The sequence below is a fragment of the Streptomyces bohaiensis genome, assembly GCF_012033785.1.
Lineage (GTDB): Bacteria > Actinomycetota > Actinomycetes > Streptomycetales > Streptomycetaceae > Streptomyces > Streptomyces bohaiensis.
Genome location: NZ_JAAVJC010000083.1, coordinates 5,030 through 18,407, shown reverse-complemented (window position 1 = coordinate 18,407; position 13,378 = coordinate 5,030). Strand labels below are relative to the sequence as shown.

At 73.1% G+C, this 13,378-nt stretch carries 15 protein-coding genes; 2 read left to right on the top strand and 13 right to left on the bottom strand.

Annotated features, from left to right (window positions below; all coding sequences use genetic code 11):
- Positions 1 to 111: 111 nt before the first annotated feature.
- The 13 genes from HCN52_RS11985 to HCN52_RS11925 form a co-directional block, all read right to left on the bottom strand.
- Positions 112 to 888, bottom strand: coding sequence for an isoprenyl transferase (locus HCN52_RS11985; protein WP_168088407.1), 777 nt, complete (start codon positions 886 to 888; stop codon positions 112 to 114).
- Between the two features lie 156 nt (positions 889 to 1,044).
- On the bottom strand, positions 1,045 to 2,085 hold the full coding sequence (locus HCN52_RS11980) for a prepilin peptidase (RefSeq protein ID WP_312876657.1): 1,041 nt from the start codon (positions 2,083 to 2,085) through the stop codon (positions 1,045 to 1,047).
- 490 nt (positions 2,086 to 2,575) lie between these two features.
- Positions 2,576 to 3,127 (bottom strand): DUF1990 domain-containing protein, encoded by a 552-nt coding sequence (locus HCN52_RS11975; protein ID WP_168088406.1) that lies wholly within the window; start codon positions 3,125 to 3,127, stop codon positions 2,576 to 2,578.
- A gap of 64 nt (positions 3,128 to 3,191) precedes the next feature.
- Positions 3,192 to 4,298, bottom strand: coding sequence for a DUF4328 domain-containing protein (locus HCN52_RS11970; RefSeq protein WP_168088405.1), 1,107 nt, complete (start codon positions 4,296 to 4,298; stop codon positions 3,192 to 3,194).
- Positions 4,299 to 4,553: 255 nt separating this feature from the next.
- Positions 4,554 to 5,342 carry an OmpA family protein gene (locus tag HCN52_RS11965; protein WP_168088404.1) on the bottom strand — a complete coding sequence of 263 codons (789 nt, stop codon included), beginning with the start codon at positions 5,340 to 5,342 and terminating at the stop codon, positions 4,554 to 4,556.
- Between the two features lie 14 nt (positions 5,343 to 5,356).
- Positions 5,357 to 5,947: a hypothetical protein gene (locus HCN52_RS11960; RefSeq protein ID WP_168088403.1), complete on the bottom strand. Its 591-nt coding sequence runs from the start codon at positions 5,945 to 5,947 to the stop codon at positions 5,357 to 5,359.
- Positions 5,948 to 5,982: 35 nt separating this feature from the next.
- Positions 5,983 to 6,513: a hypothetical protein gene (locus HCN52_RS11955; protein WP_168088402.1), complete on the bottom strand. Its 531-nt coding sequence runs from the start codon at positions 6,511 to 6,513 to the stop codon at positions 5,983 to 5,985.
- 47 nt (positions 6,514 to 6,560) lie between these two features.
- Positions 6,561 to 6,764, bottom strand: coding sequence for a hypothetical protein (locus tag HCN52_RS11950; protein ID WP_168088401.1), 204 nt, complete (start codon positions 6,762 to 6,764; stop codon positions 6,561 to 6,563).
- 370 nt (positions 6,765 to 7,134) lie between these two features.
- Entirely contained in the window at positions 7,135 to 8,025 is an 891-nt protein-coding gene (locus HCN52_RS11945) for a DUF5936 domain-containing protein (RefSeq protein ID WP_312876656.1), read from the bottom strand.
- Positions 8,026 to 8,113: 88 nt separating this feature from the next.
- Entirely contained in the window at positions 8,114 to 9,133 is a 1,020-nt protein-coding gene (locus HCN52_RS11940; RefSeq protein ID WP_312876655.1) for a type II secretion system F family protein, read from the bottom strand.
- Positions 9,130 to 10,572, bottom strand: a complete 1,443-nt coding sequence (locus HCN52_RS11935) for an ATPase, T2SS/T4P/T4SS family (RefSeq protein ID WP_168088400.1) — start codon at positions 10,570 to 10,572, stop codon at positions 9,130 to 9,132. Before HCN52_RS11935 ends, HCN52_RS11940 begins: the two co-directional genes overlap by 4 nt.
- 82 nt (positions 10,573 to 10,654) lie before the next feature.
- Positions 10,655 to 11,062, bottom strand: a complete 408-nt coding sequence (locus HCN52_RS11930) for a TadE/TadG family type IV pilus assembly protein (protein ID WP_168088399.1) — start codon at positions 11,060 to 11,062, stop codon at positions 10,655 to 10,657.
- Positions 11,063 to 11,065: 3 nt separating this feature from the next.
- Positions 11,066 to 11,944 (bottom strand): hydrogen peroxide-inducible genes activator, encoded by an 879-nt coding sequence (locus tag HCN52_RS11925; protein WP_312876654.1) that lies wholly within the window; start codon positions 11,942 to 11,944, stop codon positions 11,066 to 11,068.
- Positions 11,945 to 12,111: 167 nt separating this feature from the next.
- On the opposite strand from HCN52_RS11925, the gene HCN52_RS11920 reads away from it, so the two are divergent.
- Positions 12,112 to 12,666 carry a peroxiredoxin gene (locus tag HCN52_RS11920; protein WP_168088398.1) on the top strand — a complete coding sequence of 185 codons (555 nt, stop codon included), beginning with the start codon at positions 12,112 to 12,114 and terminating at the stop codon, positions 12,664 to 12,666.
- 99 nt (positions 12,667 to 12,765) lie between these two features.
- Complete coding sequence (locus tag HCN52_RS11915; protein ID WP_168088397.1) at positions 12,766 to 13,308, top strand: alkyl hydroperoxide reductase; 543 nt, start codon at positions 12,766 to 12,768, stop codon at positions 13,306 to 13,308.
- Positions 13,309 to 13,378 lie beyond the last annotated feature (70 nt).

The following is a 13,378-nucleotide window of genomic DNA, read 5'->3' as shown; positions in this document are numbered from 1 at the left end:
CCGCCCCGGGGCGGCGGGCGGGCTCACCGGGGTGTCGCGGAAGCTCGCGGGACGTCGCCGCGGGTCGGCGGCGACGATCCCCGCGGCGCCGGCGATGCGGGCCCGGCGGGCTCAGTGGCCGAAGCGGCGGTGCCGGGCGGCGAAGTCACGCATCGCCCGGAGGAAGTCGACCCGACGGAACGCGGGCCAGTAGACGTCGCAGAAGTGGTACTCCGAGTGGGCGCTCTGCCACAGCATGAATCCGGAGAGTCGCTGCTCACCGCTGGTGCGGATCACGAGGTCGGGGTCGGGCTGACCACGGGTGTAGAGGTGCTCCGCGATGTCCTCCAGGCGGAGGGTGCCGGCCACGCGCTCCAGGGTGTCGCCGTCCGCGGCCCGCTTGGCGAGCAGCGAGCGGACGGCGTCGGTGATCTCCTGGCGGCCGCCGTAGCCGACGGCGACGTTGACGAGTATGCCGTCCCGGTCCCCCGCGACGCGCTCCGCGTCGCGCAGCACCTCCTGCGTCCGCTCGGGGAGGGCTTCGATCGCACCGACGTGGTGCACGCGCCACCGGCCGTCCTCGGCGAGATCGCGTACGGCGCCCTCGACGATGGTCAGCAGCGGTCCGAGTTCGTCATCGGGCCGGTCCAGGTTGTCCGTGGACAGCAGCCAGAGGGTGACGACCTCGACCTCGGTCTCCTCGCACCAGGACAGCAGTTCCCGGATCTTCGCGGCGCCCGCCTGGTGGCCTTCGCGAGTGGTGTTGCCGGCCGCCTTGGCCCAGCGCCGGTTCCCGTCGAGGATGACGCCGATGTGCTTGGGAACCTGCTCGGGATCGAGGTGTCCCTCCACGCGCCGCGCGTACAGCTTGACCGCCAGCTGGCGCAGCTTGTTCTTCATAGCGTTCATTCGCCCCTCTTGCCGCACCGCGTCAGCGTACACGGGCCCGGAGGACGCCCCGAACAGAAAGCGGGCCGGTCCGTGGGGGGGGGATACGGACCGGCCCGAGGGGGGGTTTCCACCGTAACCCATCGCCGTGCGGCAGGCCCGCATCATCGCGAGGAATCACCCGGCGAGTCCCCCGAGGACCACACCGACCAGCGTGCCGGCCGCCAGGAACGGCCCCATGGAGAAGGCGGTGCCCCGCCCGGCGCCCCGCAGCGCCACCAGGTGGAACGCGTACACCGAGGCCAGCAGGAACCCGGCGAAGACGCCGAGGACCAGCACCCCCCAGCCGTACCACCCCAGGACCGTGCCGAGCGCGAGGGAGAGCTTCACGTCGCCCAGGCCCATGCCCCGCGGGTTGATCAGGGCCAGCACCAGCAGCGAACCGCTGAGCGTGATTCCACCGAGGAGCGCCCGCAGCCAGCTGCCGCCGGCGTCCGCCACGAGCAGCGCGCAGAGGCCCAGCCCCCCTGCTGCCAGGCAGGCCATCGGGTAGGTCAGCACGTCCGGGAGGCGCAGCACGGCAAGGTCGACGGCGGTGATCGCCACCATCCCCGGTACCAGGAGCAGCCAGACCGCCAGGACCGGATCCGCGCCGACGGCGGACGCCAGCACGCCGCAGACCGCCGCGGTGACCACGGCCGGCAGGACCCGTCGCGGAGGCTCGACGGCAGCGGTGCCGGGGAGGGCCGGGGCGGCGCCGCGGTGGGGAGGATCGCCGGCCGGTGCCTCACCGTCGCCGCTGACGGCCGCACGGTGGTCACTCGCGGGGCCGTCGCCGTCGGCGGAACGATGGTCGCCGGGGTCGCCGCCTCGGTGCGCATCGGCTGCGACGCCGTGGGAACCCCGGGAATCGGCATCGCGGAGCGGACCGCTGTCGGGGGAGACGGAGGCCGTGTCGACCGGTCCCTGCTCCTCCGTGGCCGCCGCGGCGGGCGGCATCGGGGCGGACGACCGGCGGGCGGAGCTGCCGCGGCAGGCGGGACAGCACCGCGCCGCCCCGAGCCACCCCCGCACACCACGGGGCCAGGGGTGCCCCTGCGGGCAGCGGGGCCGCCAGGGCTGATCCGGCTCCACCGACAACCGGTGGACCCCTCGGGGGACGAGTGAGCCGACGGCGGCTCCGTACGCGGCGGCGGCGACGATCAGCGGCACAGACACGAGGCAGAGCGTACGGGCTCCCCCACTCGAGCGGCCCGGACACCGGTGGACTGCCGGAGCACTGCCGGGGTCACCCCGGCGGCCGGGGAGCGCGCGGCCCGCTCGCCGGAGCCCGCACCGGACGAGGACGGACCGGTGGAGACCCTCACCCGTGACCGGCGCTGCGGCGGCCCGCCGCAGCGCCCCGAGCCGGCAGCCCTCCCCGGAGGGCCGCTCGCAGCGGTCGCGCGGGGACTGCGGGACGGGTCCGTGGCGGACGAACACGTGCGTGGGGGGGGGGGGGGGGGGTTGCTCACGTCCGGCCCGGCCAGCCGTCGCCGGGGTGGGTGTGACGACGCTGGCAGTTGGTGACCGTTAAACAATACCCCAAGGCTTCGCGGTCAGGAATGGCGAAAGGGCGCCTCGGACCCGTACAGATGTGGGGGACGACACCCCTCCCGAGCAGCGGTGATGGTGCGTGATGGGCTCGTCATGGAGGGTGCCCGGCTGGTCAGCGCGCCGCGACCACCCGTCGCATGGCGCGACCGCACCGTCGCGCGTAGTAGTGCTGCGCTGCACGTCCCAGTGACCCGGCAGCACGGGTGTACCAGACCGCGGGACGGCTGAACGCGAGCACGGTCAGGTACACCTCTCCCTCCCGGTCCCGCTCCACGAGGAAGGCCTCCTCGCCCCGGACGGGGTGGCCGGGCAGCGTGCCGTACCCCCAGCCCACGCGCGCGGACTCCTCCACCACCCAGACGATCCGACACGGGGCGCGGAGCAGCCGGAGCCCGCCGAGGCGTACCACCACGGCCACCGGCACCCCGGGGGCCGCGCGCCCTCCACCGGCCTCGACCTCCACGCCGACCGCACGGTGCATCCGCCACTCCATGAGCGCGCGGGAGGCGCACCTGAAGGCGACCTCCCCCGAGCCCACGTGGGTGCGGACGCGCATCAGGCGGTAGCCCGGCGGCGGCAGCGCTCCGGTGTCGCGTGTCGCGCCGACCTCCGCGTAGGTGAAGCCCGGCTGCCGCCCGGCCGCGTGTCCCTGGTCCTCGCCCATGGGCGGCAGGGTATCGATCTGCGGGGCCGCGGCGGCGATCCGCGGAGCCGTTCGGCCCTCCGGCTCAGCCGTCCTGGCCGCGGCCGTGACCGCGGTGCGGGGGGCGGCCGCGACGCGCCGCCCGGCCGACGCCCCCGGCGCTGCGGAACCGGTCGCCGCCGGAGGCCGGCCCGGCGGGGTGGCCGCGGGAGGGCCCCTTCCTCGGCTGCGGGACATCCGTCCGCTGCGGCGGCGCCTCCCCGGCGACGGGATCGCGTCCCGCGGGCGCGTGGTCGGGCTCGGCGCTGTCCGAGGCACGCGGCCGGGGCGCCCCGTCCGTCTCCGCTCCCCAGCGGGCGACCACCCGGCCGAGGAGTTGGTCGTGGTCGAGTTCGGCGACGGCCAACGGCCGCGGCCCGGGCGGCGGCCCGCCGGCCAGTGCCTTCTCCTGCAACTGCGTGGTGCGCCACAGCAGGGCAACGGTGGCCAGGGCGCAGGCGATGAGGAGCCCGTCGGCCACCGTGAGCACCCGAACGGCGTTCTCCAGCGGGGCTGCCGCCGGGACCTTTCCCTGGGCCAACCGCCCGCCGGCCTCCGGGGCCGCCTCCCACCAGAGCCAGAACGCGAACGCGCTGACGGTGACCGTCGCGATCCACAGCAGCCACCAGACGTGGAGGACCACCCGGCCGCCGGTGGTCCCCGGCGGCCGGAGCTCGGCCAGCGTCCGGCGCGGGACGACGAGGTTGGCGACGGGCAGCAGCCAGCCGGCGTAGGCGAAGCCGCGTCGCACGGACGGGTCAGCGCCCGCCAGCAGCCGGGCGTTGCTTCGGGCGCGTCGGAACCACAGCAGGAAGAAGCCGGCCGTGAGCGTGCCCACCACCACCCAGGGACCCGTGGCGTTCTCCATCAGACCGGCCATCCGGGTGTCCTCCGGAAGCAGCGCTCGTTCCGCGGTCCGCCACTGCTCGACCGTCATGCCGGAGGGGTCGATGTCGTGCGACTGGGCGAGGTACGCCAGCTTCTCCCGTGCCGCGAGCAGCCGCCGCCAGGAGAGGACCGCGCAGAGCACCAGGAGGCCCGCGGTGACGGTCGACAGCCACCGCACCGACTTGAAGCGGCGCAGCGGTCGACATCGCGCGCACACCCCCGAGGCGGCATCGGCCTCACTGGCGCGGCACCTCCAGCAGCGCACGTGTCTCACCTCTCCCCGCAGCTCTCCCGCGTTCCGGCCGGACCGGTCCGCGAGAGCCCCCATCCATTCGAACACCGAGAGTAACATCCCCTGCCGGGAATGTCACCCGCCGTACACGACTGCCCGGTGTGCAGCGCGGAACACTTCACTTCCGCGACGGAGCGCGGGGAGAGCCGGACAGCCGGTGGCGACAACGCGGATGCCCCGGCCGGTGTCGGCCGGGGCATCCGCGGCGCGGCCGCAGGGCCGGTGCAGCTACCCGCCCGTGGGCCAGGAGATCTCGACGCGCCGGTTCTTCTGTCGCCCCTCGGCGGTGCTGTTGTCGTAGAGGAAGTACTCCTCGCTGTACCCGTTGATGTTGAAGGTGATGTCACCCGCGTCGTTCATCAGCTCGACGAGTGCCAGCTGGGTGTTCTCCGCGCGCTCGTTGGAGAGCCGGACGCCGAACTCGTAGGAGCCCTGACTGTCGGTGAACCCGAAGATGTTGACCCACTCGGGCTGCTCCTCCTCGATGGCGGCGGCGACGGCCTCCAGCGACTCCAGCGACTCCTCACCGAGTTCGGCCTCGCCCTCCTCGAAGAGCACCCCGGCCTGCAGCACGAACTTTCGCTGCCCGCCGGTCCGCTCCTCGCGGGTCTCGCCCCCGCCGTCGACCGCCGCCCCGCCGCCGGCGTCCTCCTCGGGCCGCCCCGGGTCGGGCTCCGGGTCCGGGTCGGGCTCCGGGTCCGGATCGGGCTCGGGCTCGGGCTCCGGCTCCGGGTCAGGTCCCTGGTCGTCGCCCTGCGGCGGCGCGCCGCCGCCGATCTCCTCGACCACGAACTTGATGTCGAGGACCCGGGCCTCGGCGAGCGTCGCGCCGTCCCCGAGCTTCAACCCGGGCGCGTTGGTGTCGACGTCCGGCATGGCCGGCTGCTGGTAGCCGGGCGGCTGCTCGTACGGTTCCTCGCCCTGGGCGAAGGCGGTGGGAGCACCGAACGCCAGCACGGCGACCCCGGTGCCGACCCCCACTGCCGCCCTGGCGGCGGGTCGCAGTCTCTCGCTCATGGCCTCGTGTCTCCTCAGCGGATCTCGAAGGTGGCGGGGGGCAGCTTGCCGATCTGGAGGTCGACCTCCGACGTCTCCGGCGCCGGGGCCGGGAACTGCGCGAACCAGTCGACGGTCTCCCCGGCCGCGATGTTGAGGTCGAACCGCGTGCACAGGCACCGGCCGCTGGTGTCACGGAGGATGAGGTACTTCTTCCCCTCCGACTTGGCGGTCAGCGACGCACCGGCCATGGAGAAGTCGTTGCTGGCGAGCTCCTGCTCCTGCCCAGCCCACGCTGCGGCGCCCCAGGCGCTGCCACCCCCGTTGTGCAGGGTGCCTTCCACCGTCAGGAAGCCGCCTTCCTCCCGGGCCGCCCGTGTGACCGTGAGCGTGATGCTGGACTCTCCCGTCACCTGGGCAAGCGTTCGAGGCTCCCCCTCCGAGTCGTCCCCGCCCCCGTCCTCCTCGGACGATCCCTCCCCGGCCGATGGCGTGCCGCCGTCACCATCGGCGGAGTCATCGTCGGAGCCGCCTCCGCCGCCGCAAGCGGTGAGGACCAGAGTCAACACAACGCCGAGGACCAGGGCGGTGAGCCCTGCTCGGGCCTTGCTCTCACGCAGTTCCATCTCGGAGGTTCCCTTGTCGATGAGCTCTTGAATTCTCAGTCTTCCAACTGAATGCGAAACAGGTCGCGAGGTTCGGGAAGTAGAGCCTGATCGTCGGGATCCAGGCCCCATCGGCCTTCCTGGCAGTCCAGTTCGGGGATCTCGACCCCCGCCAGCGACTCGCAGAGCGGAAGGATGACCGCCACCGCGCTGGCGGTCGCCGTGGCGTCGGAGGTACCCGGTATCACGGAGTCGCCCACGGTGTTCCGCGTCTCCACCGTGACCCGGTAGCCGGCTCGACCGACAACCGGCGCACAATCGGTCACCGTGGCGTTGTTGCGGGCCGCGAGGTCGGCCGCGGCCGCACATGCCGAAGCGGATTGAAAGTCGACCCCCTCGAGCAGTTCCTCGAGATCCGGGTCCTCCTCCTCCAGGATGTCCCGAAATCTGTCGTGCAGGCCGTCTCGAGCTTCACGCACGGCCGCCAGCGCGGCGGCGTCCGCCGCCGACTGGCCGCCGCTGCGCGTGACAGCCGCCTGGGCGAAGACGAAAAAGATCATGGCGATCAGCAGCAGTCCACTGACCATCCAGATGTACAGCGGGAAGATGCCGCCCCGATCGCCCCGGCGCCGGCTCAGGGGTTGAGAACTCGTCCGACCGCGCCTCGGATCGCGTCGGCCACCGCGGTGTGGAGGTTCAGCGCCACCACGGCGACGACGATCGCGGAGATGAGGAGCAGCAGCCCCGCGTACTCGACGAATCCGGCGCCGCGGTCGCGGTCGGCGTTCTTCAGGCGGCTCGACAGAGTGAGCCCCCAACGCAGCAGCTTTGTGCCCATGGTCGTTGTCCTCTCCGGACGGTCCCGGTCGTACTGCCGGTTCCCTACCCGCGAGTACCGGCCCCGCCACACGGTACTGCGGACGGATCGGTTCGGGCATCACACGGAGGCTGCGATTGGGCTTCGGTGGGCACGAGTTGGAGTCGGTCACTGCCATGTCCTCGCCCCCTCCCCGGCGGTCGCCGGAAACTTCCCTCGCCACTGACTGTCCCACACTCGGCACCCTCCGGTCACCGGTTGGCACGTTACGAATGCGAATACCGGCCGTCGGGCCCCGCCGTGCACCGGCGGGCGCCGGTGCGGTCCGGGGAGTGCGCGGGTGCCGGGCGGGAGGCTGCGGCGGGCCGGTGGGCGAACACCCGTTCCGTGACTAGGGGTTGAGGACTCCCAGCAGGTTGGTTCCCGATCCGAGGATCATGCCGGTCACGATGATGATCATCGTCGCCGGGACCATGAAGACCAGGGTCGCCATGGTCGCCTTGGGGATGGCCTTCGCCGCCCGGCGGCGGGCGTTCTGTGCGTCGGTGCGCCGCATGTCGTCCGCGATCTGGATCAGCGTGTCGGCGATGGGTGCGCCGAGTTCCTCCCCCTGCTGGAGCGCCGTGACGAACTGGTTGACCGCCTCCGACCCGTTGCGGCGCCGGAGTTCGTCGAACGCTTGTCGCCGTGAGACGCCCATGTCCATCTGGCGCAGCGTGATGCGTACCTCGTCGGCCCACGGGCCCTCGTACCGCAGTGACACGCGTTCCAGCGCCTGCCGGAAGCCGAGTCCCGCGGAGACCACGACGGCGAGCACGTCGAGGAAGTCGGGGAGGGTGCGTTCGATGGCCTCCTTGCGGGCTCGCGCCCCCTGCCAGATGAGGGCGTCGGCTGCGAACAGGCCGAACGCGAGGCCCAGTAGTCCGAAGAGCGGCCAGCCGGCGGCGAAGAACAGCAGCGCCACCGCGGCTCCGAAGAGCCCGTACACGGCCCGGCGGGCGGCGTACCGGTCCACCGTCAGCCCCTCGGGGTTGCCGGCCTGGTCGATGCGGAGCCGTTTGCGGTCGACGTTCTGCGGGCCCATCAGCCGCAGGACGGTCGGGGCCATCCGCATGCCCATGCGGTCGACGGCGGACCCGGTCGCCGTGGTGCGGGTGGAACCGACCTCGAGGGCGAGCGCCAGGTCGTCCGGCAGGGGGGTGCCGGCGCGCATCATGCGCCAGCCGGCGATGAGGCCGAGGACGGCGAGGAGCATCGCGAGGGAGAGCAGCAGGGCGGTCACGGCTGGCTCCTGACCGGTCGGCGAGGGGTTTCGGCGGGGGCGCGACGCGTGGCCGGGGCGGGTCGGCGCGCACGGGTGGCGGGGCCGGTCACACGTCCACCCGGCCGAACCGGCGGACCACGACGAAGCCGACGACGTAGAGCGAGATCGCGACGATCATGGCGATCTGGCCCGCCGCGCTGCCGGTGACGCGGCCGAGCGCGCCGGGGGCCATGCTGTTGATCATGAGGAGGGCGCCGAGACCCAGCGCGGGGACGGTGACGGCGGTGGCGTTGACCTCGGCGAGCAGGGTGCGGACCTCCCGTCTGGTCTCCTTGCGCTGCTCCAGCGTGTCGGTGAGGTTGCGGAGCGAGGAGACGATCGCGCCGCCCGCCCGGTTGGCGAGGATCAGCGTCGAGACCAGCACGTTGAGTTCGCGGGAGGGAAGCCGCTCGCCGAGCTCGTCGAGCGCCTCCTCCAGTGAGCGGCCCACGGCGAGCTGGTTGGCGACGGAGGCGAGTTCGGTGCGTGCGGGGTCGTCCATCTCCTCCGCCGCCATGGCCAGCGCGGTGCGGAGCGCCAGTCCTGCGGCGGTGCCGTTGGCGATGAGACGTGCGAGTTCGGGCAGTTGTGCGATGAAGCGCTCGGTCCGCTTGTTGCGCTGCCAGGTGAGGTAGACGTTGCCGCCCCAGAGGGCCAGCGCGGCGAAGACCGGCCCGAAGAACGGGGCGAGCACCACGGAGCCGACCAGGCCGAGGATCAGCACGGCCCCGGTGACGTAGACGAGGTACTCGCCGACCGTGAGGTCGAGGCCGGTCGCCGCGAGCTTGGTGCGGAGGCGGCGGCCGAAGCGGGTGCCGCGGACGCGCTGGTCGACGGCGGCGAACCGCCCGGAGCGCAGGTCGCCGCCGCGGGCTGCGGCGCCGGGCACGATGGGGTCGGCGGGGGTGGGGTCGGGGCCGGAGAGCCGGTTCATCAGGGACCGGTGCCGTGCCCGGCCGGTGGCCCAGCTGTGCAGGCCGACGACGAAGACGAGGGCCGCGACCAGTGCGACGGCGAGCGTGAGTTGCGGCAGGTGGTCGACGGCGAGCACGGTGGCGTCGGCGGGCGCCGCCGGGGCGCCGGTCACCGGTACGCCTCCCCGGTGTCGGGGCGGCCCGGGGGCGGGACCGCCGGGCCGAGCGCGGCCCGGCCGGGCGGCGCGTCGGGAGCGCCGGTCGGGTCGGGCGGACCGGTCCGGTACGGGGCCGGCAGCGGTCCGTCGGGGAGCACACCGAAGACCGGCGGGACCGACTCCCCCGCCTGGTGCAGCCGTTCGGCGAGCGCCCGCGGTACCGGGTGGTGGACGAACCGGCCCTCGGCCGCGCCGCCCTGGGCGAACGGGGCGCTGTGGAAGCGGGTGACCGGCACCACGTGGAAGGGGTCCTGCCCGCGGCTGGCGAGGACCGCGACCTCGGAGATGCGGCGAGTCCCGTCGGAGTGGCGCGTCAACTGCACCAGGACGTCCACCGCGCTGTTGATCTGGTCGCGCAGCGCGGCGAACGGCACCTGGAGCTCGGACATCGAGGCCAGGGTCTGGAGTCGGAGCAGGGCGTCCTCGGCGCTGTTGGCGTGGACGGTGGCCAGCGAGCCGTCGTGGCCGGTGGACATGGCCTGGAGCATGTCGAGGGTCTCGCCGCCGCGGACCTCCCCGACGAGGATGCGGTCGGGGCGCATCCGGAGCGAGTTGCGGACCAGGTCGCGGATGGTGACCTCGCCGCGGCCCTCGACGTTGGGCGGGCGCGCCTCCAGGCGGACGACGTGTCGTTGCTGCAGCTGGAGTTCGGCGGCGTCCTCGACGGTGACGATGCGCTCGCCCTCGGGGATCAGGCCGGAGAGCGCGTTGAGCAGCGTCGTCTTCCCGGAGCCCGTGCCGCCGGAGACGATGATGTTGCACCGGGCGCGCACGAGGGCGGTGAGGAGGACCAGCAGGTGCTGGTCGAGGGTGCCGGTGTGGAGGAGTTCGCCGAGGGAGAAGGCGCGGGGGAAGCGGCGGATGGTGAGGGTGGCGCCGCTGAGCGACAGCGGCGGGATGATGACGTTGACGCGTTCGCCGGTGGGGAGGCGGGCGTCGACCATGGGGTTGGACTCGTCGACGCGGCGGTTGACGGTGGAGACGATGCGCTCGATGGTCTGCATCAGCTGGTCGTTCGAGGCGAACCGCAGCGGCAGTTGCTCGACACGGCCGTCGCGTTCCACGAAGACCTGGTCGGGGCCGTTGACCATGATCTCGGTGATGGAGGTGTCCTCGAGGAGGGGTTCGAGGATGCCCAGGCCGAGTGCCTCGTCGACGACGCGGCGGATGAGTCCGGCGCGCTGCTGAGTGGAGAGGACCGGGCCTTCCCTGCTGAGGATGTGGCCGAGGACCCGCTCCAGCCGGTCGCGGCGGTCCGCCATGGCCATCGCCGACATCTCGGCGAGGTCGGTCTCCTGGAGCAGTTTGGCACGGTAGACGGCGACGAGTCGGCTGTCGCCCTGGTCGGTGCCGGTCGGTTCGTCGGGGGCGGCGAGCCGGGACCTCAGGCCCATGGGGTGTTCCTCCTCGCGGGGGCGGTGCGGCGGGGGTGGCCGGTCGTCGACCCGGGGGCGCGGACCGGCGCGGGTGGGGCTGTCAGTCGCACGGCATCGTCACCGAGCGGGAGGCCGAGCCGAAGCCGTCGACGAACGGCAGGACGGACGGTATCCGGACGCTGGCGGTCACGGTGGCGACGTCGGCGGAGCCGCCGCAGCCGGCGTCCAGCGCGTAGCCCACGGTCAGCCAGTCGCTGACGGCGGCTCGTCCCGCGCCCTGGTAGCGGTCGGCGATGTCGTCCTGCGAGGCGACGCGGGCCGCCGCGCGCGCGCCCGTGCCGGCCTGCTGGACGGCGTAGCCGACCAGGCCCAGTTGGATGCCGGCGAGGGCGACGATCAGCAGGACGGGGAGCCAGCCGGCGAACTCGACCGCCGTGACGCCGCGTTGCGCGTCGCGCCACGCCGGCGCGGGCGGCGGGCCGGTGGCGGGCGGGGTGTGCGTGGGCACCGGTCAGCCCTCCGCGGCGGCGCCGGCACGGCCGGGCACGTCGAAGGGCATGTCGAGGACGCAGCGGGTGACCAGCGCGATGCGCCGCGAGGGGGCGGGGCCGGCGAACCGTCCGGTGGCGAGGTCGTGGCTGCGCGCGGTCTCGGCGTCGAGGGCGGTGCGCGGCAGCAGGGTCGCCCCCATGCCGCCGGCGACGAGCTGGACGAGGGTGGCGAGACCGGCGGCGCTGGTGGCCGCCGAGTGGCCGTCGCGTCCCGCCTCGCGGCAGATCTCCAGCGCCTGGTCGCGCAGGCAGTGCCCCTGGTCGAGCAGGATGAGGTCGAGGTCGCGCAGCGCGTCGCGGGGGATGTCGCCGCGGCCGGCGAGGGGGTGGTCGGCGGGGGTGACCAGGCAGATGTCCTCGTCGAACAGCGGGAGTTCGTCCAGTCCCGGGACCCCGAGGGGCACGGCCAGCAGCAGCACGTCGAGCCGCCCGGCGAGCAGCCCGTCGAGCAGCGGATCGGTCTGGTCCTCGGTGACGGCGAGGTCGAGGGCGGGATAGGTGCCGCGGACGAGCCGGAGGACGGTGGGCAGCAGGTAGGGCGCGCAGGTCGGTATCACGCCGAGCCGCAGCGCGCCGGTGAACGGGGCGCGGGCGGCCTCCGCCTCCTCCATGAGTTCACCGACCGCGTCGAGCACCGCCCGGGCGCGACCGGCGAGGCGTTCACCCGCGGGGGTGAGGAGGACGCGCCGTGTGGTGCGTTCCACAAGGGTGATGTCGAGGATCTCCTCCAGCGCCGCCACGGCCCCGGAGAGGGCAGGTTGGCTCATCCCGATGGCGGATGCCGCCTCCCGGAAGTGCAGGTGCTCCGCAACAGCCAGGAACGCCCTGAGCTGCGACACCGTGGGAGGGCGCAGCCCCGTGGTCCGCACCGACACTGATAAACACTCCCGATCAGCTGAACAGATTCCGGCTATTTCCGTGATCAACGCCGATGTGACAGCGTGAGTCGCGTCCAACCCTCGGAAAGCCCCCGTAAGGGTACTTTCCCCGTGCAAGGAGATCCACGTTGCTCACCGTTGGTGACAAGTTCCCCGAGTTCGAGCTCACCGCCTGCGTCTCCCTCGAGCAGGGCAAGGAGTTCGACACCATCACCCACAAGTCCTACGAGGGCTCGTGGAAGGTCTACTTCGCGTGGCCGATGGACTTCACCTTCGTCTGCCCCACCGAGATCGCCGCCTTCGGCAAGCTCCAGGACGAGTTCGCCGACCGTGACGCGCAGATCCTCGGCTTCTCCCTCGACACCCAGTTCGTGCACCACGCCTGGCGCCGGGACCACGAGGACCTCCGCGACCTGCCGTTCCCGATGATGTCCGACGTGCAGCGCGAGCTCTGCTCCGACCTCGGCATCCTCGGCGCGGACGGCCTGCCGATGCGCGCCGTCTTCATCGTGGACCCGAACAACGAGATCCAGTTCTCCATGGTGACCGCCGGCTCCGTCGGCCGGAACCCCAAGGAGGTCCTGCGGGTCCTCGACGCGCTGCAGACCGACGAGCTGTGCCCCTGCAACTGGAGCAAGGGCGACGAGACCCTCGACCCGGTCAAGCTGCTCTCCGGCGAGTGAGCTGACCCCACGCAACGGGCGGTCCCCCCGCCGGCCGGCACGGCCGGCGGGGCGGGCGCCGCGCGCACCCCTCGAGGACACGGAGACGGGAGAACCACCATGGCCCTGGACGACCTGAAGGCGGCCGTACCGGCCTACGCCAAGGACCTCAAGCTCAACCTCAGCTCGGTGATCGGCAACTCCGAGCTGCCCGCCCAGCAGCTGTGGGGCACGGTGCTGGCCTGCGCCATCGCCTCCCGCTCGCCGATCGTGCTGCGGGAGCTGGAGCCGGAGGCACGGGAGAAGCTGTCCCAGGAGGCGTACACCGCCGCCAAGGCCGCCGCCGCGGTCATGGCGATGAACAACGTCTTCTACCGCACCCGCCACCTGCTCTCCGACCCCGAGTACGGCACGCTCCGCGCGGGCCTGCGGATGAACGTCATCGGCAACCCGGGAGTCGAGAAGGTGGACTTCGAGCTGTGGTCGCTCGCGGTCTCCGCCGTCAACGGCTGCGGCCAGTGCCTCGACTCGCACGAGCAGGTGCTCCGCAAGGCGGGCGTGGACCGCGAGACGGTCCAGGAGGCGTTCAAGATCGCCGCGGTCGTGCAGGCCGTCGCCGTCACGCTGGACGCCGAGGCCGCGCTGGAGTCGGCCGCCGCCTGAGCCGCACCCACCCCGGCGCCACGGGCGCAGTGCGGCGAGAGGGTCCGCGACACCTGTCGGTGTCGCGGAC